We start from the raw sequence: 18,231 nt of genomic DNA on the forward strand, positions 1-18,231 counted from the left end.
GTCCATTCCGGCACAGGATTAATGACCACCGGCTGCGCTGCAGTCGGTGGTTTCTTTTTATATCAATGACTTGTTCGTTTGGTGGATTCGCGGCCTGTGATGCGCCGTCGGAGCGTTCCGACCTGGTGGGCGCCGTTGACGGTTGGTCTCGCTTTCGGCATCCCTCAGGGCAAATCTGGCCGGGTTCTTTCCAACATCCCCCTCCAGCAGAGCCTCTGCCCGAGGGCATGGCGCGCTGCGCCAGAAAGGACCTCCATGACGAAGATCAAGTTCATCTATGCCCGCTTCGCTGATCCCGACGAGAACGAGTTCGCGCTCAAGCGCCGCTTTGAGTGGCATCTGCGCAAGCTCCGCGCCCTTCAGGACGGGGTGTCCCCAAAGGTTCCGGGAGACTTTGAAGATGAGTTGCGCTGGAACGAGGACCTCATCGCCGTGCGGCTCTCGGAAAAGGATCGCAACAAGGTGCTGCGCCGTGCGCGCCGGGTAATGGGCGCGCGCGCCAAGGCTTCCGGGCTCAGCCATCTCAGTTCGGATGACCGGCGCGCGCTCGAGGTGTTCCGCTGCGGGGCGGACCTGGTCGGCATCGCCAGCGAACACCGCGCTGATGAAATCGCGGCCGCCATTCATGCCGAGATGCCCTGGATGGCGGCCGCGACTGACTTCCTTTGGAACGCGATGCGTCGCTCGGTGCGGGTGGGAGAACCCGGATTCCGTCTACCGCCCGTGCTGCTCGATGGCCCGCCGGGGATCGGCAAGAGCGTGTGGTCGCGCGAACTCGGGCGCCACCTCGGGGTGCCGCGCTGTGGCATCAAGGGAACCGCGGAGCAGGCCTCCTTCGTCGTAAACGGCTCGCAACGCGGCTGGGGCTCGGCCTTTCCGGGGCGGTCCTTGCAAACCATCGTAAAGAGCCTCTGCGCGAACCCGATCGTGGTAATTGACGAGATCGAGAAGGCCGGGACGCCGACCTCTACCAAGGGGCAGGCCTACGGCATGGCCGACGGGTTGCTGCCGCTGCTGGAACGCTCGTCTGCCGTGGCATGGAAGTGCCCCTATTATCAGGTCGGCTTCGACATGTCATGGATCAGCTGGGTCCTGACCTCGAATAGCCTGAGCACGCTTCCGGCCCCATTCCTGAGCCGTCTGGACATCCTGCGCCTTGCCGGCCCCAACAAAGGGGATCTCATCTCCTTCGCGGAGCGCGAGGGCGCAAGACGGGGGCTGTCTGATGCCGCCCTGGGCGCCATCTGCGAGGTGATCGATCAGGTTGCTGAGGCGCATGAGCTCAATTTGCGCCATGTGTCCCGCATGCTGGCCAGAGCCGAGGCCATGGCAAGCAGCCCGCTGTCGCATTGAGTGGTTGATGCGAGCGCGCCTTAGGTCGGCCAAGATCAAAGTAGTCGCTTGGGCTGATGGGCGCAGCTGGCGGGGGGCAGCCCAAGCGGCATTCGTGCCAGGCACAACTTTACGCTAGGCGCCCACACGAAGGGCGGAGAGCCGTCATTCGCTGCGCTTGCGAGCCATGAGAAGCACTCCAACGCAAGCTGCCGTTCGATGCAGGCAGTGAGGTGGTATGAAGCGAAAATTAATTTTGTTATCTGATCTGCCGAGCGACCCAACTAAAGTTTGCGTTTCTTGGGTTGGAAGCCCAAGAAACCGATAGATGGTTGTTGCATGCCTCTATCCACCAAATAAGAATGACTTCTCTGATCTTTGCTTGCTCCTCGTCTACTGATCGTCCAACTATGGCTGGCTGAGTTCGACCTCATTGTCCTGCAGGGTGTATACAGAAAAGCGAAAGTAGAGCTCTTTCGCTCAGGTGCCTAAATTTTGTTTTGGTGGAGAAGGAGAAGATATTGACCCGCTCAAATGATTACCTATTCGACTGGATCCGCCCTCTCGCAAAAACGCTCAAAATTCTTAGATTGGTTTTCACCGGGCTCGGCGTTGTACTTATCGCTGTCGGTCAAGTTTGGATGGATTACGATAAATCATGGCAGGCTGATTGGTCTAACTTAATCTTCTGGATGGGTGTTCTGGCCGTATGTTTTACCGGCGTGCTTCTTGTTTTCTTCGAAAGGGATAGCGTTTCCGTTCTTCTTGACCTGAAGGGGAGTGAGGAGCTGGTGGTCCAGCAACAAGATTACATTTCTTACCTCTCAAAGCGAGAAAGCATTCTGCTTACTTGGCAGACGGTGACAAAATTGCTTTCCGAATTATTGGACCAAGCACTCACCGAGCCTGAAATAAGCCGAGAAAAGCAAGAGATGATGATGCTCTCGACCGTTGAGATACTTGCCGACTATAAATTAACGCTGCTGCAGATAGCAGACGAATACTGCAACATTTCAATTTATGAATACAGAGATGATGAGAATCTTTTAGTTTGCGTTGCCTGCTACAGGTCAAGACCTTCTGATGCCCGCGAGAAACATCGGAAATGGAAGGTTGGCGAAGGACATGTAGGTAAAGCTTTCGAGCTACAGCGAGAACTTATTTGTGGTGACGCATCCGCTCCCGACGTTAAACCTTGGATAAGCGCTTCACCGGAAAATTTTGATGAAAATGATGACGTTCGGTATGTTTCGCTTGCTGCGTTGCCGATAGCGGTCAGCGCTGAGGAACCGATCGGTGTGCTGATCGTTACAAGCAGTGAGGCGATGAGGTTTGCCAACTCGGGAGAAGACCACGGCGACGAAGATGAGCAGGAAGCGCGACGTTTGGCTGCAGCCGCTCTTCAAGATTTTGCTGCACAAATCGCTCAGATTATGTCAGTGTGTACGTCGAGGGCAGTGGAGCCATCCGAGGAGAGCGCAGATGAACGCTAAGGTGACGAAATCATTTAGTTCTTTTTCGACTACTCGCGTAGGTGCGTTGAATCGAGATATCGAAAAAGGCATGAAGTTAGTGGTGTCCGGCTCTCGAGGTGCGACGGGTGAGGTGATCGCTAAGGCTAAAAAACGCCAAGCTTTACTGGCTGCACGCCCGTTCAAAGTGAAGCAAACCGCCTGATGATGTCCCGTAGATCGCCTCCCAAGCCCTATTGATAGAGTTGAAAGAGCCTATTTTCTCAATCCTACTTTGGCTTCGGATGATGTCGCTTCGTTAAACACGAAGAAATTGACGGCATTGCTATCGATATGCCAAGCCAACTCGCAGAAGAGTTGCATGTCGGGTGCAGCGTTGTATGTTGTTTCCATGGAACTCGCATACCCTATCAATCTCGTTGGCTTCGGCGAAGGACTCAAGCAAGGTGACGTTCTCACACGCGATGGCGAATATCTCGGCCTTTGGACGTTTATCGAGGATGAAAACAAAGAAACAGGCGTATTTGACTTCTTCGCCGACGGCGAGAGTGAGCCAATGTTCACCGAGACTGTTCCAGTTCTGAGTAGTGGAATGCGGACAGGGATGGCCATGAGCGACCTATGCCGATCCATCCGAGACTGGCACGAAGCGTAGTCAGGCAATGCTGCACTGGCCCGCGACAACGCTGATGTGAGTGCAGCGTAGGACTGCTCCTGGAGGATGCGCTGCGGCGTTTGAATTCGTGGTCAAACGGCAATTTTGAGTTGATCGCTCTGCCCTGGTAGGACGGGCGGTTTGCGGCTCATCGTTGCACTTAACATGGAAGGTCTACAAAGCGCGACGAAGCACCTTTGGCTTCTCCTCAAGCTGATGCGCAGATTGAGTCTCCGAGTTGACGCCATGGTATTAACATAGATGCCTGAATAAGGTAGACTGCTATAAAAACCCAAGGCACCACTCCCTCTACCTTGTGGAACGGGCGATGTCTTTTCCCATCTTGATCTGGGTCTAATTTTTTCCATTCATCGTGGAACGGCTGCTCAACGAGTTTCTCTTCAATAGCGTTAATGACGAAAAACTTCGCCTCATTCAGGGTTTTATAGCTCGTTATATTCATGATCCATAGTGCGCTTATCGCCATTCCTGCAATCGGCATCACGGGAATGCCCATCGCGTCAGGCTCGATCACACCTAAATATGCAGAACTTCCGACCAATAGAGTATTTACCGACAGGTAAAAACTATTCGCAGCTTGCCTTCTTTGACTTACACGATCAGCCATTTCGACAAGCAACTTATAAAGTTCAAGTCGCTCCTTGCGATCTTCAGTGGCTTGGGCGTCATTGTCTACCAAAGTTTAGGCGCCTTTCCGGTGTGCCGGTGCGCACTACGCACGCGGTCAATCCAATCTTGCAGCGGGTGCGCCCACTTTGGCTCCGTCAGATCTGGCGGCATATTGAGATCAAACTCGGGCATCGATAGCCCTACTGCACCACGGTCCAACAGACCCTCAGCCGTAACGCCCGTCTCGCGCCAAATGAGAACTGGCAGGCCGATCTGATATGCCATTGCGGGTTCAATCTGGCTATATGGGCTACTCAGCCAAGTTCCCGAGCGATCAACTTCTTTCTCTTGCATATCTGATTGTGGGCGGTCTTGGCCGTTGATGATCAGTGTTCTCCTGAAGGCCAAGCAGATGAGACCAAAACTCCCCCCCATAAGACGGCGGATCGCTTCGAGTGGAGCATCAATACTATACTCGCTGCGGCCGAGCGTCATTGGAATCAAGTCGCAAGATTCCAAGTGACTTTCCACCTCAAGGAGAAACTTTTCCTGCCTCTCCAAGTAGCTCTTGGGACAACTTACGAATACTGGTATTTTCATGATTTTGATCTAAACAGATATAGACTTGAAGAGCGATTTTTGAGACCTTGGTTTACAGGCTGTCGATCCAGTTTTTAATTGAATCCCAATTCCACACCATTGTGCTAACGCCAACAAGGTTGGTTCGGTCATCCTTAAAGGCGTAGATCCCACGCAATGGTTTTTTCTCTTCTTTGGCGCATTCTATTTCCCATTTCTGACCCGAAGACTCAAGTGAGTTTTTACTCACAAGCGCAAGCACTCCATCGGATCTACGGATGCGAGTGCGCACTCGGCTCTTCCACTCTGTGTCATAGGCCTCCTTAACGGACATATCAATATACTCGAATGGTGAATTGGTGTTCAGAGACTGCCCCTTGAGAAAGTCCCTTGCCCGCTCATCTTTCATAGCAAATGCAACGAAAATTGTCTTTTTAGCTACCATATCGCATTCCTCGCAGTGCTGCCGTTGCAACTAACACTTGCACTATTGGGTATCGCCTTCAAGGCTTAAGCTCTCGCCGCTTGCTGGCAATCGAACGCGGCGCCTCTTCGGAGTGCCACAATCCTCTCTGGGAGCGCCCTGGAACCGAAGGTCAATTTTGGGCCGATCATCTCCCGCCAGATGTCGGTGCGGTCTTCAGGTGACGTCGATTCGTATTCGCTCCTGCCCATAATCGCATAGTTACGCGAACGACCGCACCGTGGACGCTGCGCCGCAGCATTGACCGAATTAGTGAAAGGCAGATCTGGGCCGATTTGGGGCCGTCAGGTTTTGACCCGATGTTGTTGTCAAGCATTGACTGTTGTCCCTGCAAAGGCTTCTCATGCGTTCATTATGCTGTAATGTTGTTGGAAATTTGGACGAACGGCGAAACGATACTATGGGAACAATCAACATTGATGAAGGTCTGGCCGCTTTGATAGCGACTGCCGCTGCTCTACTGTCTGCCTACATAAATATTAGAGCGACAAAGACGGCGGCACACCTTGCTGCGAAGCAGAACATCGTGGGTGATGACTTGCAGGAACTTAGCACCGCACTCTATGAAGTGGTTGCACTGAGTGTAGAGGCGATAAACTCCAAAGACCCTGATCGCTTCCAAGAAAAGATTGAGCAAGCTGCAAAGGTGTCGAAGAAATTAGACGATCTTCGCAGAAGACACCGATATTCGCTTCCATTTGTTTTTGACCCCCTTTGGTATTTGAAGGGGTTGCCAATCTATGTGTCTCATTATCGCAATTCTCTCGACGATCCGCGTCTCCAGAAAATGAAAATAGACGCAACAGAACTGCGCCTGGCCATAGACAAGAGCTTGGAACAGTATTTCTTTGCTGGAAAGGCCCCAGGGGCCGTGTCACGTTGGAACCTGAAACGCCTCGGACGGCGGCTGGAACGAACTTTCAAAGATGGTCGCCCAACAAACTAGCTGACATGAGGAAAGCCGGTTTCGCATGCAAAAACCTATACGTTTCTGTCTCTGGCGATAATCACCAATTCTGTAATGATGATAGTACACGCTTAGGGTAGAAAACCGTGACACGCCAAAGCTCACTTACAGGAGGGCCGGAACCCGTAAGGACAGACACGCCGCGCATTTTGGGTCGATCCCGGCGGCTAACCTCGGCGCATCAAGAGACGTTCGACGAGATTTTTCAGAGCGGGGGTGGCTGGGTCCTGGATTTCTCCACACCGAAGATGGCCGAATGGTTCGAGGAAACCTTTGGCATCGACGTTTTCCAAGACCGGTTCCAGGCTAAGGGCACCAGCAAGGGGAACACACTGAGGGGGTTTGTCGAAGTCGCGGAACCGCGGCTCGTAGCACAAGTCCTCCGCGGTCTATGGGCCTATCGCTGCAGCCGGGAGGGATGCACCGAGCCCGATCCCAAGAGGGAGGCCGAACTGAAGAGCTGGATCAACAAGTTCACAAGCGAACTTGAACAAGCTTCCGCGCTTAGTCTCGAAGAGTCCTTTCGTGACTTCTCTGGAGATACGACGCTGCCAAAGCTACGCGCCTCGATAGCGGCGGACCTGATTGCGGAGAACCCTGAAGTTGCTATCGATCGGGTTCAAACCTACTGTGTAAAGCGTTTCCGAACCCTCTTGGCGGAGCGTGGTGTAAAGTCGGATCCGAAGGCACCGCTGCACGCGCTCTTCGGCGCATACGGTAAGGCGCTTAAGGACGAGGGCGCGGTCAGCGAGTACGCCCTTCCCACTCTGAGGGTTCAGCACAAGCTATATGAAGGGCTAAACAGCGCGCGGAATAACAGGTCCTTCGCACACGACAACGATCTTCTAGAAGTCTCCGAGGCGCAGTTTATTGTCGACACTGTTCTGGCCTCTCTTGCTTTTATCGAAAGGATCGAAGCAGCGCGACGACCGACCCAGCTCTAGGCGATAGCCGAGGGCATTGCGATGCTGCAGTCTTGGCGGAATGGCCGGTTCGGCGGGCCGCGCAGCAGCATCAAGAGCGGCAGTGAACAGCAGGTTCGGGCCGGTCGCTTCGGTCGAGCAGGCTGTCGGCGAGCCATGCTTCGCTGCGCCCTGGTTGGACGTCAGCGAAGCGCAGATAGCGACATTTGCAAAGTCGAGGGATCTGCCACCAGGGCGGCGGTCCAATGCTGCACGAGCAATGGAAAGAACACACCTTCGCCGCAGGTGCAGCCGACAAACACCATCGAACGGAAGGGATGCGGGACGGAGCGGGCTTTGAAGGAAAGTTATTTGTCCGGCTTTCCGGGGTTGCACGTAACCGATAACCCTTCCGCGCGAATAGTCCCTGACAGACCAAACGACGGCTCCAACAGCAATTCATAGGCTTGTCTGTTTTCGTCCACTTCCACGCGCGAAAGACTCAGGCCATCAATGACATTCTGATGATTGAAATCATCAAGTTCCAAGGTGACTATTCGGTCAATCAAAAACTCTACAACTGCGTGCTTTTCCAGTACAAAATAACCGTTTCTGATTTTGCTGGTCATGTTCCAAGCGTGAAGTCGTAGTGTTGAGCACTCCTTGCGTCTTAGATGTAAGTCTAGGACTTCTGCATCATGGAAGCTGGGCACTTTGCCAAACCAACCCAAAAGCTCCTCACCACCGGGAATGGCTTTGTAGATTGAAACTGATTCATCTTCGTCCATTCCACAAACCTAAGTGACGCGCCGATAGGTAACAATGGGCTCAGACCCGCCTTTGACCACCGGAAACGGGATTTTCCCGTTTGAAGGTCAGCTTTCAGGAAGTCTAGGGCAAGCTGTTCGCACTTGCGGCAATGCCAGTCGTGTTCGTTTGCCTGTGGTCCGCTCTGGGCTGCTGGCGTCATCTGGCGGCGATGACCAGGTCAAGAACGCTCCAACCTTGCCGCCGCGACGCCGCATGTCGGCTTCGAGCCCCTTTGATCAATGCTGCAATGAGCATCAAAGACCGCGAAATGCTATTTGCTGACATTCAAAGATCAAGAGGTTGAGACAACCTGGTTATGGATTGGACGGGTTTAATCCTCATTTAGTAATGTTTGGTGTTCACTTTCAATTGAAGTTGGACGATGTGGGAAGCCCAAGGGACGCTTCAAACCCCGACTCTTGCCCTTGGCGCGGAGATGTCAGAACAAGCTGGCTTCCGATGCGCGCGGCGATCGCAGCGACAATGGCGAGGCCGAGGCCGAGGCCATCTGTGTCTGATCCAGCACGTTCGAAGCGCGCTGTCAAACGATCCAGCGTCTCGGGAGCTACTACAGGTCCTTCGTTGGATACACTCAAAACTCCGTTTGCCGCCAAAGCCACGTCAACTGGGTCAGTTTCCGAACCGTGTCGCAGGGCGTTCTCGACGAGATTCCGGCAAAGGATGCCGAAGGCGTCCGGATCAAGGTCCGACATTACGGGTTCATCCGGAAGAGTCAAAAAGATGCGGCCCGGAGCCATAGTGCGCCTGATATCTTCGATCACGATACTTGCCACGGCCCGCAGATCCGACGCCTGATCCAACCTAAGACGACCGCCTTCAGCCCGGGCCAATTGCATGAGGCGTTCGGATAGGCGGTTCAACCGTTTCAGCGTCGCTTCGATATAGGCTGCCCGTGCCGATGCCGCCGGGTCTTTGGTCTCGGATTGCAGGCGCTGCGCTTGCGCGATGGCCCCGGCCAGCGGGGTGCGCAGTTCATGGGCGGCATTTGCGGCAAAGCTGCGTTCGGCGTCGAAGGCGTCTTTGAGGCGATCCAGCAGGCCGTTCAGCGTCGTCGCAATCGGCTTGATCTCGGATGGGATGTCGTCAGCGGGAACCGGCGTCAGATCTTGAGCTGTGCGCGCTTCCAGCGTGGCGCGAAATCGGCGAACGGGGCCAAGGCTGGCCTGCACCGCCAGAATGATGGCCAGCAGTGCGACCGGGATCACGATGAGCAGCGGAAGCCCGAGACCCATCTGGATTTCACGCGCCACCTGCGCACGGTGTTCCAGCGGTTCAGCCACCGTCATGCGGATGCTGCCCTGCAAGGCATCCTCGTTGTAAAGCCGATGGGTCGCGGTCTGCTGAAAGCCTGTTCCTTCAAAGGCAGGGAAAACACTTGGATCGGCCGAATGGGATTGCAGCAGGATACGCCCCTGCGCGTCACGCACGACATAGGTAAAGAACTCGACGTGGTCTCGGATCGCTCCCAGACGCTGGGTTACTCCATCATCCTCGCGTCCGACGATATCCACAACAGCCAGTGGCAACAGGCGCTGCGCGGTTTCCTGCAGCACGCTGTCGAACACCTCGTCCATTTCATGCCGGAGGGTCACGGCGGTCAGCGATGCAGCTGCCACCCACAAAAGTGTCAAGACCACTCCGAGCGACAGACCCAAGCGCCCCCGCAGGCTGCGTGGCATCCTCATGGCGCACCCAGCCGATAGCCCATCCCGCGCTCTGTCTCGATGATGCCCGCGCCCAGCTTCTTGCGCAGACGGCTGACATGAACCTCAATCGTGTTGCTCTCGATCTCGGCCCCGAAGGCATAAAGCTTGTCTTCGAGCTGCGCCTTGGACAGAAGCTGGCCGGGCCGGGTAAGGAATGCTTCGAACAGTGCCCATTCGCGCGCCGTCAGAGCCACCGGTTTACCAGCGCAGTGAATGCTGCGCGCGGCAAGGTCGATATCGAGCATGCCATGGGTGATGATCGGATTGGGATTGCCGGTGTAGCGGCGCGCGACCGATCCGATGCGCGCCGAGAGCTCTGCAAGGTCGAAGGGTTTGACGAGGTAGTCGTCGGCACCGGCGTTCAGCCCCTCGATCCGGTCCGACACCTGGTCGAGTGCGGTCAGGATGATCACCGGTGTCACATCTCCCCGCATGCGCAAGGCTTTGAGAAACGTAATGCCCCGTCCATCCGGCAGCATCAGATCGAGAAGCACCAGGTCATAGGATGCGCCCGCCATGGCGTCTTGCGCCGCGTCCAGCCGCTGCACCCAATCCACGGACTGGCAGTCACCCGCGATCTGGTCGCGTATGGCGGCGCCCAGAACGGCGTCATCTTCGATCAGCAGGATACGCATGGCAGTCGGGTTTCCTTTCCTTGTCAAGGTACTCTTTGTCCAATTGGGCTGACGTAAAGCTGACGGTTTTGGCAGCCGGTCTTCAGGATCCCGTCAGGTTCAGGGCTGATGGTCTGTTCAAGACGGCCACAAGTTGGAGTTTGCACCATGAAGACGACACTGACAATTCTGACCTTTCTTGCGGTGTTTCCCGCTGGGGTGGCGCTGGCCGATGACGATTGCTTTGTGCCCATGGCGGATTGGCAGCCACGCGAGGCTGTTGCGCGTCTGGCCGATGAGAACGGCTGGACTGTCCGTCGCATCAAGATCGACGACGGTTGTTATGAGATCGACGGTCGAGATGCCAACGGCCGTCGGATCGAGGTGACTGTGCATCCGTCCACATTGGAAATTATCGAACTCGAATTTGAGGATGATGACGATGACTGAAACATCGCAACAGGCTGCTCGATCGGCTGCGCAAGGATCACTTGCAAAGGTTCGTGTCTGGGACCCCTTGGTCCGCGTGTTTCACTGGGGCTTGGTGGCCGCTTTCGCGGCCGCATATCTCAGCGCCGAGGAGCTCTCCACTGTGCATGAGGTTGCAGGCTACATCGTTTCGGGTCTGGTGGCCTTCCGCCTGGTCTGGGGCCTTGTCGGCAGCCGATATGCGCGCTTCCCCCAATTTCTCAAGGGCCCATCTGCCACATTTGGCTATCTGCGTGACGTGGTCGGACATCGCGAGCGCCGCTATCTTGGTCATAACCCTGCGGGCGCTGCGATGACTGTGGCGCTGTTGATCACCCTGACAGGCACAGCGTTTACCGGCTGGCTGCTCGAAGACGAGACCCGCATCGCGATGTTGCCCGATCTCCCGCAGATCGTTGCACCTGCTTTTGCCGATGAAGACGACGGGGGCCGTGAATATGGTACTCGAGGCGAAGGCGGCGAAAGTGCCGTGGCTGAGGTGCATGAGGTGCTTGCCAACTTGATGCTCCTGCTGATCGCCGTTCATGTGGGGGGCGTCGTGCTGACCTCATTCCGTCATCGCGAAAACCTGGCCCGCGCCATGGTCACCGGCGAAAAACGCGCTCCCGAACCAGGCGACATCGCCTGAACGTTCCCCCGGGCCGATCTGTCCCGTCGGCCCTCCCTGGCCCCGCCACAATCGGCGGGGCCTTCTTTTTGTTCCTGACAGCAAGCTGAAGCACGAATCGCCGCGTCGTCAGGAAGACATCAGGCAGCCTCTCCAGATTGATCTCAGCAAACGAAAGGACCCTTGCCATGAAAAAGCCCCTTGCCCTTCTGATCACCTCGACAGCCTTGACCACCGTCATGGGCGTTCCTGCCTGGAGCGCCATGCGCGCACCTGGCGACACGTTCGCCCAGGCCTCCGCAGCGGTGTTGGATGACGCCCAAGCGGCGCTACCGCTCGTGTTTGTCAGCAGTGATGACGACGATGATGAGCACGAATACCGGAATGGCTCTCGCTATGACGACGACGATGATGATGACTGCGATGACGATGATGATGATGACGAATGCAGCGGCAGCGCCCGCAATCCGGCCCCCGCTGGCACCGTAGCCCCGCCGCAGAACGGACTTTTCGGAAATGGCGCGGCACCGCAGGTCCAAGTGAACTGAACCCGGTTTCTCTCTCAAATCTCATACAAGGACCCAAGCCAATGAAATCCGTTCTCGCAACGCTCGCGCTCACAACAGCGCTTACACTCCCCGGCCTAGCCATGGCACGGCCCGTCACAATGTCCACGACACTCAACAATTACGGCGGTGATGGAGCGTATCTCGCGCTCTATGTTACCGACGCCTCGGGTGCCTATGCCGGCAACCTGTGGATGGCTGGAAGCAAGTCGAAATACTATGAGCACCTGACCGACTGGCACAGGGCGACCGGCGGCGACACGGCCCAGGTCAACGGCATCACAGGTGCAAGTGTCGGCGCGGGCCGAACGCTCGAGATCACGCTCGACCTCGCCGACGCCCTGTTCGATGCTGGTTACACCCTGCACATCGACGCCGCAGTCGAGGATATGCGCGACAGTCCGAACGAAGTGGCCGTTCCTCTTACGACGCAGGGCGCGGGCATCCCCGTGGCTGGTCGCCGCTATGTCGCCAACTTCGCCTACGACATGTGAGGAGACAGAACCATGATCCGCGCTCTTCATCGCTGGCCGGGTCTTCTGGCTCTGGCTCTTATCACGGTGCTCGCGCTCAGCGGCGCGGCACTGTCGGTCTTTCCCGCTGTTGAGCGCCTTTCCGCGCCGCAGTCCGAGGCGGGACTAACGGTGGCCGTTCTCGCGGACCGCATTCAGATGGTCTATCCGGGTGTCGAGCAGATCCGCCGGTCGCCCTCGGGCCGCATCACGGCATACTGGTTCGATCAGGGCACGCCGGGTGCTGCCGTAATCGACCCAGCGACGGGCACGGGCGTGGCGTCGGCCGACCCGAACCAGGTCGAACGATGGCTCACGAACCTTCATCGCTCGCTGTTTCTAGGGGACGGCGGGCGCATCGCTATGGCCGCCGGAGCCGCGGCGATGCTGGTTCTTTCGCTCTCCGGCGCGGCGCTGATCGCACGCCGGGCGGGCGGCTGGCGGCACTGGTTCGCGCATCTGCGTGGTCCGCTCGCGGGTCGGCTGCATGTCGAGATCGCCCGGATCGCCGTGATCGGCCTCGTTCTGTCATCCACGACCGCCCTCTGGATGACGGCCTCTACCTTCGATCTTCTGCCATACGGAGGTGCCATCCCAGCCATGCCGACCGAGGTGAGCGGAGAGACGGGGTTCGCGCCGGGCCAGATGGCCACGCTCCTGCAAACACCCGTCGCCGAGCTGCGCGAACTGAGCTTTCCCTATCCCGGCGACGCCACGGATGTCTTCACGCTCAAGACGGATCGGGGCACCGGGTATCTCGATCAGGGCACCGGGGCTCTGCTGAGCTGGTCTGACCTGACCGGGTGGGAGCGTGTGTCAGAAACGATATACATGCTGCACACGGGCCAGGGTGCGGCGACACTCGGGTTGGTGTTGGGGCTGATGGCGCTCGGCATGCCGATGATGGGTGGAACTGGCGTCCTGATCTGGCTGGCCGAGCGGCGCGGACGGCCGCGCATCCGGGGCAACCAGCCCGCGGGTCGCGCAGAGACAATTCTGCTCGTCGGCAGCGAGGGTGGCAGCACCTGGGGCTTCGCCGCGACCCTCCACGCCACTCTGACCAAGGCCGGGCAAAGCGTCCATGTCGGCCCGATGTCGGGCTTTGCGCCGGAGCGCTACGGTCATGCCAAGCGGATCATCGTGCTCGCAGCGACCTATGGCGACGGGGCTGCGCCGGTATCGGCGAAGGGTTTCCTCGACCGGCTAAGCGCTGCCGACCCTGCGCCTCACATCCCCGTAGCCGTGCTCGGCTTCGGCAACCGCAGTTTTCCGGCCTATTGCGCCTACGCCAAGGCCGTCGTGGCAGCGGCGCAGGCGAAGGGCTGGCCCGAACTCATGCCGCTCGACACGATCGACCGCCAATCGCCACAGGATTTCGCGCGCTGGGGCCTTGTACTCGGCGAGGCGCTCGGCATTTCCCTCGAATTGTCGCACCAGCCCGTCCTGCCGAAAGCCGAGAAGCTGACACTCGTTTCGCGCAGGGACTACGGTGCCGAGGTGCAGGCCCCAACGGCGATCCTGCGTTTCGCTCTGCCGCGCGCCACGCTCTGGCAGCGGTTTATCGGGAGCGGGTTTGCGCGGTTTACGGCAGGAGACCTCATCGGCGTCGTGCCGAGGGGCAGTTCCGTGCCACGGCTCTACTCGCTCGCCTCGAGCCGCCGCGACGGATTTGTCGAGATCGTCGTCAAGAAACATCCCTGCGGCCTCTGCTCCGCTCAGCTGACGGCGCTTGAGCCGGGCGACGCGGTGCTCGCGTTTCTTCGGCGCAATCCCGACTTCAAACCTGGAAAAGGCCAGGCGCCGCTGATCCTGATCGGCGCTGGAACCGGCGTCGGGCCACTGGCCGGGTTCGTGCGTGGAAATGCAGGGCGGCGACCCATCCATCTATTCTTCGGGATGCGTCACACGGACAGCGATTTTCTATATGGCGAGGAGATGTCCACCTGGCTGGATCAGAGACGCCTTGCCCGTCTTGTCACGGCAATCTCGCGCGGGGCGAGACCGCATTATGTCCAGGACGCCCTTAGAAACGATGCCAGCGAAGTCGCCCGACTGATCCGCGACGGTGCCCGCGTCATGGTCTGTGGCGGGCGGGATATGGCGGCAGGCGTTGCCGACGTGCTGTACGAGATTCTCTCCCCGTCCGGGCTCACACCCGCACTATTGAAAGCGCAGGGACGGTATGTCGAAGATATCTACTGAGAGCGCACGCCATGCGCTGAACGGCCCAACTATGGGCACGCGCTGGTCCGCATTGTTCTTCGCGAAGCCATGCTTTGACCCGGCGCCTGTCCACGCCGCGCTGCAGGCGGCCGTCGATGAAGTGGATGGACAGATGTCCACCTGGAAGCCCGATAGCGACCTGATGAGACTCAATGCAGCGCCAGCCGGGGAATGGGTGACGGTGCCTAATCGACTTAAGCAAGTCCTGCGCCTCGGCCTCGAGATTGGGCGCGCCTCGGCCGGGGCCTTTGACATCGGCATGGGAGATGCGGTGACGGCCTGGGGGTTCGGGCCGAAGGCCGCCGCGCCTGATGGCATCCGCGCCGCGATGGACGCCCCGCGCCGCCCGGCGCATGACCTGCTGGAGATCTGTGGCGACCAAGTGCGAAAGTCGGCGCCCATCGCGCTGGATTTGAACGGCATCGCCAAAGGCTATGGCGTGGATCGCCTGATCGAGACGCTCCGCGACCACGTAATCACAGACGCCCTTGTCGGGATTGACGGTGAAATGCGCGCGTTCGGCCTCCGACCGGACGGAGAGGCGTGGACCATTGCAGTCGAAGCGCCGGACCCGGAGCGCCGGACGCCGCATTCGATCCTTGCGCTGCAGGACGCCGCCGTGGCGACCTCCGGCGACTACCGCCACTGGGTCGAGGTGCAGGGACGACGCCTGTCGCACACGATGGACCCCAGGCGCGGCGCGCCGCTGATCACCCCGCCGGCATCGGTCACCATGGTGGCCCGCACCTGCGCCGAAGCCGATGCCTGGGCGACCGCGTTCATGGTGCTCGGATCTGACAGGGGCGCCGAACTCGCAAGAAAACGCGGGCTCGACGCTCTGTTCCTTGTGCGCAATGATGAAGGGACGGCAAGAGGCGTGGGAGTCGGACGGCTTTTTTCCGAAGAGGCAGCGGCAATCGCCTCAGCCGGGGGAAGATAAGCCGCATGGAACACATCAATACCGACCGCCTAAAGATAGCTATTCTGCTGTTGGCAGTATCAGGACTCGTCGTAGGTCTTGCGCTCTGGTTCGCTGGACGGGGCGATATGGCAGATCTCGTCTGGTTTGCCGGTGTCACACCCGCGCTCGCCGCGCTCGTGGTCGAGATCCTGCGCAGCATCGGGCGTGGCGAGGTCGGGCTCGACATCGTCGCGGCGCTCTCCATGACGGCTGCTCTGGTTTTCGGCGAGACCCTCGCGGCGGCGGTCGTTGCGGTCATGTATTCTGGCGGCACCTTCCTCGAAAGCTTCGCCGAAGGCCGCGCTCGGCGCGAGATGCACGACCTCCTGTCCCGCGTCCCCCGGACGGCAACCCGGCACCGCAACGGCGGGCTGGAGGAGGTGCCCCTCGACGAGATCGCACCCGGTGACCGTCTTCTGGTCCGGCAGGGCGACGTGGTGCCGGTAGACGGCACGTTGGCATCCGATACGGCCTTTGTGGACACCTCGGCACTGACCGGCGAATCTCTGCCTGTTCGGCTGGCGCACGGAGCCGACGCGATGAGCGGCTCAACAAACGCGGGCGAGGCCTTTGAACTCACCGCAACGCGCGAGGCGCAACACAGCACTTATGCCGGCATCGTCCGGCTGGTCGAGGAGGCGCAGCGCTCGAAGGCGCCGATGTCTCGCCTGGCGGATCGCTGGTCGCTGGGCTTCCTCTTTGTCACCGTCACAATCGCCTTCGCGGCTTGGTGGTTTTCCGGCGATCCGATCCGGGCCGTTGCCGTCCTTGTGGTGGCGACACCTTGTCCCTTGATTCTGGCCGTTCCCGTCGCGCTCGTCGCTGGCTTATCGCGCGCGGCGCATTTCGGCGTGCTGATCAAGGGCGCGGGACCGCTGGAGGCAATGGCGCGCATCCGCACGCTGATCCTCGACAAGACCGGCACTCTGACGGACGGCCGCCCGCAGATCGTCTCGATAGACAGCCACGATGGCATGACAGAGGACGACATCCTGCGCTTCGCCGCAGCACTCGATCAGGCGTCGAAACACCCGGTTGCGCAAGCCATCGTCGCCGCCGCGAAGGCGCGGGGCCTCGTGTTGCCCATACCCTCGGAGGTGGCGGAGATTCCCGGCGAAGGGGTCGTCGGCTATGTAGAAGGCAAGAAAGTCATCGTTGGTGGCGGCGACTTCGTTGCGAAGCGGGGCGGGCATGCGGAAGGCGACCATGCGTCCTTTGCGGCGGGTTCGGTTCTCGTGGCCGTTGCGGTAGAAGGCCACATGGCGGGGCATCTCGTGATGGCCGATCCCCTGCGCGATGGCACCGCTGCCATGCTGGCTGGGCTTCGTCGGCAGGGGATCGAGCGCATTCTGCTGGCAACGGGCGACCGGGCCGCGGTGGCCGAGCGTGTGACCGGGGGGCTCGGTCTCGACGGTCTGCGCGCTGGCCTGACGCCTGATCAGAAGGTTCTCCTCGTTCTCACCGAGCGAAAGAATGGACCCGTCATGATGGTGGGCGACGGCGTGAACGACGCACCCGCGCTGGCCGCGGCCGATGTGGGTGTGGCCATGGGCGCGCGCGGGGCGGCCGCCTCGGCAGAGGCAGCCGACGTTGTGTTGCTGGTCGACCGGGTTGACCGGCTCGGGCCGGGTATCGAGATCGCGCGCCGTTCGCGGCGCATTGCTGTCGAAAGCGTCGTGGCCGGGATCGGATTGTCAGTCGCGGGAATGATCGCGGCGGCGTATGGATACTTGTCACCCGTGCAGGGCGCCCTGCTTCAAGAAGTGATCGACGTGGCCGTGATCCTGAACGCGCTGCGTGCTCTACGCATCAAACCCGATGAACCAAATGCAGTGATCGACGCTGTGCCGGGAAGCATCAAATTGAAGGAGAATATCTTATGAGCCGTCTTTCCCACTCCGAAATCCATATGGTCCATCGGATCGGCTGGCTGCGGGCAGCCGTACTCGGCGCCAACGACGGTCTCGTTTCTACCGCCAGCCTCGTCGTAGGGGTTGCGGCCGCAGGATCAGGGCGCCCCGAGATTCTGATCGCCGGACTTGCTGGTCTTGTCGCAGGGGCGATGTCGATGGCGGCGGGGGAGTATGTATCCGTCAGTTCGCAGACAGATGCAGAGCAGGCCGACATCGCACGCGAAACCGAGGAGTTGAAGGAGACGCCTGAAGCCGAACTGGATGAACTCACAAATATCTATGTCGAGCGAGGTCTGGACGAAGACCTGGCGCGGCAAGTTGCAGTTCAACTCACCGAGAAGGACGCCCTTGGCACCCATTCACGGGACGAACTCGGCATTTCGGAGACAGTGACCGCGCATCCAGTGCAGGCAGCCCTAGTTTCTGCGGCGACGTTCGCCGTTGGCGCTGTGATTCCTCTGATCATCGCATCGTTTGCACCGACAGCGCAGATTGCGATCATCGTCGCGCTCACGACCCTGGTCGCGCTTGCCGTGCTCGGCGGTCTGGGCGCGTCGGCTGGTGGCGCTGGAATCTTAAAAGGCGCCGTCCGCGTGACCTTCTGGGGCGCGCTGGCAATGGCCGCGACTGCGGTGGTCGGAATGATCTTCGGAGTGACCACCGGGTAGAATTGAGGACCGGAGCCAGAATCGTGAATGGCCAGATGCAGCATGTCTGACGTCAGCACCTGTGGGACAGATTTGATGATTTGAACAACGGAGGGTTTCTGGTTCATCGTAGCCTTTAAG

The 18,231-nt window shown here is 59.0% G+C and carries 20 protein-coding genes; 14 read left to right on the forward strand and 6 right to left on the reverse strand.

The annotated features are described in order from the left end of the window. The first annotated feature begins 255 nt into the window (after positions 1 to 255). The 4 genes from ACN0VH_RS19310 (at position 256) to ACN0VH_RS19325 (ending at position 3,459) form a co-directional block, all read left to right on the forward strand. The gene (locus ACN0VH_RS19310; RefSeq protein WP_417702052.1) at positions 256 to 1,353 is read left to right on the forward strand and encodes an AAA family ATPase; all 1,098 of its coding nucleotides are present in this window, start codon (positions 256 to 258) and stop codon (positions 1,351 to 1,353) included. A 500-nt stretch (positions 1,354 to 1,853) separates the two neighbouring features. Continuing rightward, on the forward strand, positions 1,854 to 2,825 hold the full coding sequence (locus ACN0VH_RS19315; protein ID WP_417702054.1) for a GAF domain-containing protein: 972 nt from the start codon (positions 1,854 to 1,856) through the stop codon (positions 2,823 to 2,825). Next, a complete protein-coding gene (locus ACN0VH_RS19320; RefSeq protein WP_417702056.1) occupies positions 2,815 to 3,009 on the forward strand; it encodes a hypothetical protein in 195 nt (64 codons plus the stop codon). The genes ACN0VH_RS19315 and ACN0VH_RS19320 overlap by 11 nt, the downstream gene beginning before the upstream one ends. A gap of 156 nt (positions 3,010 to 3,165) precedes the next feature. Then, positions 3,166 to 3,459, forward strand: coding sequence for a hypothetical protein (locus ACN0VH_RS19325; protein WP_417702058.1), 294 nt, complete (start codon positions 3,166 to 3,168; stop codon positions 3,457 to 3,459). Between the two features lie 208 nt (positions 3,460 to 3,667). On the opposite strand, the gene ACN0VH_RS19330 is transcribed toward ACN0VH_RS19325, so the two are convergent. The 3 genes from ACN0VH_RS19330 to ACN0VH_RS19340 are packed head-to-tail and all read right to left on the reverse strand — an operon-like array spanning position 3,668 to position 5,113. Beyond that, positions 3,668 to 4,159: a RipA family octameric membrane protein gene (locus ACN0VH_RS19330; RefSeq protein ID WP_417702060.1), complete on the reverse strand. Its 492-nt coding sequence runs from the start codon at positions 4,157 to 4,159 to the stop codon at positions 3,668 to 3,670. Continuing rightward, positions 4,153 to 4,689 (reverse strand): hypothetical protein, encoded by a 537-nt coding sequence (locus tag ACN0VH_RS19335; RefSeq protein ID WP_417702062.1) that lies wholly within the window; start codon positions 4,687 to 4,689, stop codon positions 4,153 to 4,155. Before ACN0VH_RS19335 ends, ACN0VH_RS19330 begins: the two co-directional genes overlap by 7 nt. 52 nt (positions 4,690 to 4,741) lie before the next feature. Beyond that, complete coding sequence (locus ACN0VH_RS19340; RefSeq protein ID WP_417702064.1) at positions 4,742 to 5,113, reverse strand: TIR domain-containing protein; 372 nt, start codon at positions 5,111 to 5,113, stop codon at positions 4,742 to 4,744. 439 nt (positions 5,114 to 5,552) lie between these two features. On the opposite strand from ACN0VH_RS19340, the gene ACN0VH_RS19345 reads away from it, so the two are divergent. Then, the gene (locus ACN0VH_RS19345) at positions 5,553 to 6,098 is read left to right on the forward strand and encodes a hypothetical protein (protein WP_417702066.1); all 546 of its coding nucleotides are present in this window, start codon (positions 5,553 to 5,555) and stop codon (positions 6,096 to 6,098) included. A gap of 269 nt (positions 6,099 to 6,367) precedes the next feature. Continuing rightward, a complete protein-coding gene (locus ACN0VH_RS19350) occupies positions 6,368 to 7,063 on the forward strand; it encodes an abortive infection family protein (RefSeq protein WP_417702068.1) in 696 nt (231 codons plus the stop codon). A gap of 326 nt (positions 7,064 to 7,389) precedes the next feature. Here the strand turns inward: ACN0VH_RS19350 and ACN0VH_RS19355 are convergent, their stop codons facing one another. From ACN0VH_RS19355 to ACN0VH_RS19365, 3 genes are all read right to left on the reverse strand, one after another. Next, complete coding sequence (locus ACN0VH_RS19355) at positions 7,390 to 7,809, reverse strand: hypothetical protein (protein WP_417702069.1); 420 nt, start codon at positions 7,807 to 7,809, stop codon at positions 7,390 to 7,392. A 387-nt stretch (positions 7,810 to 8,196) separates the two neighbouring features. Further along, entirely contained in the window at positions 8,197 to 9,537 is a 1,341-nt protein-coding gene (locus tag ACN0VH_RS19360) for an ATP-binding protein (protein ID WP_417702071.1), read from the reverse strand. Next, positions 9,534 to 10,193 (reverse strand): response regulator transcription factor, encoded by a 660-nt coding sequence (locus ACN0VH_RS19365; RefSeq protein WP_417702073.1) that lies wholly within the window; start codon positions 10,191 to 10,193, stop codon positions 9,534 to 9,536. Before ACN0VH_RS19365 ends, ACN0VH_RS19360 begins: the two co-directional genes overlap by 4 nt. 147 nt (positions 10,194 to 10,340) lie before the next feature. On the opposite strand from ACN0VH_RS19365, the gene ACN0VH_RS19370 reads away from it, so the two are divergent. The 8 genes from ACN0VH_RS19370 to ACN0VH_RS19405 all read left to right on the forward strand — a co-directional run bounded on the left by ACN0VH_RS19370 (position 10,341) and on the right by ACN0VH_RS19405 (position 18,111). Continuing rightward, positions 10,341 to 10,622 (forward strand): PepSY domain-containing protein, encoded by a 282-nt coding sequence (locus ACN0VH_RS19370; RefSeq protein WP_417702075.1) that lies wholly within the window; start codon positions 10,341 to 10,343, stop codon positions 10,620 to 10,622. Next, a complete protein-coding gene (locus tag ACN0VH_RS19375) occupies positions 10,615 to 11,289 on the forward strand; it encodes a cytochrome b/b6 domain-containing protein (protein ID WP_417702077.1) in 675 nt (224 codons plus the stop codon). The genes ACN0VH_RS19370 and ACN0VH_RS19375 overlap by 8 nt, the downstream gene beginning before the upstream one ends. A 167-nt stretch (positions 11,290 to 11,456) precedes the next feature. Next, positions 11,457 to 11,816 (forward strand): hypothetical protein, encoded by a 360-nt coding sequence (locus ACN0VH_RS19380; protein ID WP_417702079.1) that lies wholly within the window; start codon positions 11,457 to 11,459, stop codon positions 11,814 to 11,816. Between the two features lie 41 nt (positions 11,817 to 11,857). After that, entirely contained in the window at positions 11,858 to 12,328 is a 471-nt protein-coding gene (locus ACN0VH_RS19385) for a DUF2271 domain-containing protein (RefSeq protein ID WP_417702081.1), read from the forward strand. A 12-nt stretch (positions 12,329 to 12,340) separates the two neighbouring features. Next, positions 12,341 to 14,548: a PepSY domain-containing protein gene (locus ACN0VH_RS19390; RefSeq protein ID WP_417702083.1), complete on the forward strand. Its 2,208-nt coding sequence runs from the start codon at positions 12,341 to 12,343 to the stop codon at positions 14,546 to 14,548. Then, on the forward strand, positions 14,529 to 15,509 hold the full coding sequence (locus ACN0VH_RS19395; RefSeq protein WP_417702085.1) for an FAD:protein FMN transferase: 981 nt from the start codon (positions 14,529 to 14,531) through the stop codon (positions 15,507 to 15,509). Before ACN0VH_RS19390 ends, ACN0VH_RS19395 begins: the two co-directional genes overlap by 20 nt. 5 nt (positions 15,510 to 15,514) lie before the next feature. Then, positions 15,515 to 17,413 carry a heavy metal translocating P-type ATPase gene (locus tag ACN0VH_RS19400; protein WP_417702087.1) on the forward strand — a complete coding sequence of 633 codons (1,899 nt, stop codon included), beginning with the start codon at positions 15,515 to 15,517 and terminating at the stop codon, positions 17,411 to 17,413. Next, positions 17,410 to 18,111 (forward strand): VIT1/CCC1 transporter family protein, encoded by a 702-nt coding sequence (locus ACN0VH_RS19405; protein WP_417702089.1) that lies wholly within the window; start codon positions 17,410 to 17,412, stop codon positions 18,109 to 18,111. The genes ACN0VH_RS19400 and ACN0VH_RS19405 overlap by 4 nt, the downstream gene beginning before the upstream one ends. Positions 18,112 to 18,231 lie beyond the last annotated feature (120 nt).

The sequence above is a fragment of the Pseudophaeobacter sp. genome (genome assembly GCF_048267565.1).
GTDB classification, from domain to species: domain Bacteria; phylum Pseudomonadota; class Alphaproteobacteria; order Rhodobacterales; family Rhodobacteraceae; genus Pseudophaeobacter; species Pseudophaeobacter profundi.

Coding starts and splice junctions, on each gene's coding strand:
- ACN0VH_RS19310 (WP_417702052.1), top strand. CDS start 256: ATGACGAAGATCAAGTTCATCTATGCCCGCTTCGCTGATCCCGACGAG.
- ACN0VH_RS19320 (WP_417702056.1), top strand. CDS start 2,815: ATGAACGCTAAGGTGACGAAATCATTTAGTTCTTTTTCGACTACTCGC.
- ACN0VH_RS19325 (WP_417702058.1), top strand. CDS start 3,166: ATGTCGGGTGCAGCGTTGTATGTTGTTTCCATGGAACTCGCATACCCT.
- ACN0VH_RS19335 (WP_417702062.1), bottom strand. CDS start 4,689: ATGAAAATACCAGTATTCGTAAGTTGTCCCAAGAGCTACTTGGAGAGG.
- ACN0VH_RS19340 (WP_417702064.1), bottom strand. CDS start 5,113: ATGGTAGCTAAAAAGACAATTTTCGTTGCATTTGCTATGAAAGATGAG.
- ACN0VH_RS19345 (WP_417702066.1), top strand. CDS start 5,553: ATGGGAACAATCAACATTGATGAAGGTCTGGCCGCTTTGATAGCGACT.
- ACN0VH_RS19350 (WP_417702068.1), top strand. CDS start 6,368: ATGGCCGAATGGTTCGAGGAAACCTTTGGCATCGACGTTTTCCAAGAC.
- ACN0VH_RS19355 (WP_417702069.1), bottom strand. CDS start 7,809: ATGGACGAAGATGAATCAGTTTCAATCTACAAAGCCATTCCCGGTGGT.
- ACN0VH_RS19360 (WP_417702071.1), bottom strand. CDS start 9,537: ATGAGGATGCCACGCAGCCTGCGGGGGCGCTTGGGTCTGTCGCTCGGA.
- ACN0VH_RS19365 (WP_417702073.1), bottom strand. CDS start 10,193: ATGCGTATCCTGCTGATCGAAGATGACGCCGTTCTGGGCGCCGCCATA.
- ACN0VH_RS19370 (WP_417702075.1), top strand. CDS start 10,341: ATGAAGACGACACTGACAATTCTGACCTTTCTTGCGGTGTTTCCCGCT.
- ACN0VH_RS19375 (WP_417702077.1), top strand. CDS start 10,615: ATGACTGAAACATCGCAACAGGCTGCTCGATCGGCTGCGCAAGGATCA.
- ACN0VH_RS19380 (WP_417702079.1), top strand. CDS start 11,457: ATGAAAAAGCCCCTTGCCCTTCTGATCACCTCGACAGCCTTGACCACC.
- ACN0VH_RS19385 (WP_417702081.1), top strand. CDS start 11,858: ATGAAATCCGTTCTCGCAACGCTCGCGCTCACAACAGCGCTTACACTC.
- ACN0VH_RS19390 (WP_417702083.1), top strand. CDS start 12,341: ATGATCCGCGCTCTTCATCGCTGGCCGGGTCTTCTGGCTCTGGCTCTT.
- ACN0VH_RS19395 (WP_417702085.1), top strand. CDS start 14,529: ATGTCGAAGATATCTACTGAGAGCGCACGCCATGCGCTGAACGGCCCA.
- ACN0VH_RS19400 (WP_417702087.1), top strand. CDS start 15,515: ATGGAACACATCAATACCGACCGCCTAAAGATAGCTATTCTGCTGTTG.
- ACN0VH_RS19405 (WP_417702089.1), top strand. CDS start 17,410: ATGAGCCGTCTTTCCCACTCCGAAATCCATATGGTCCATCGGATCGGC.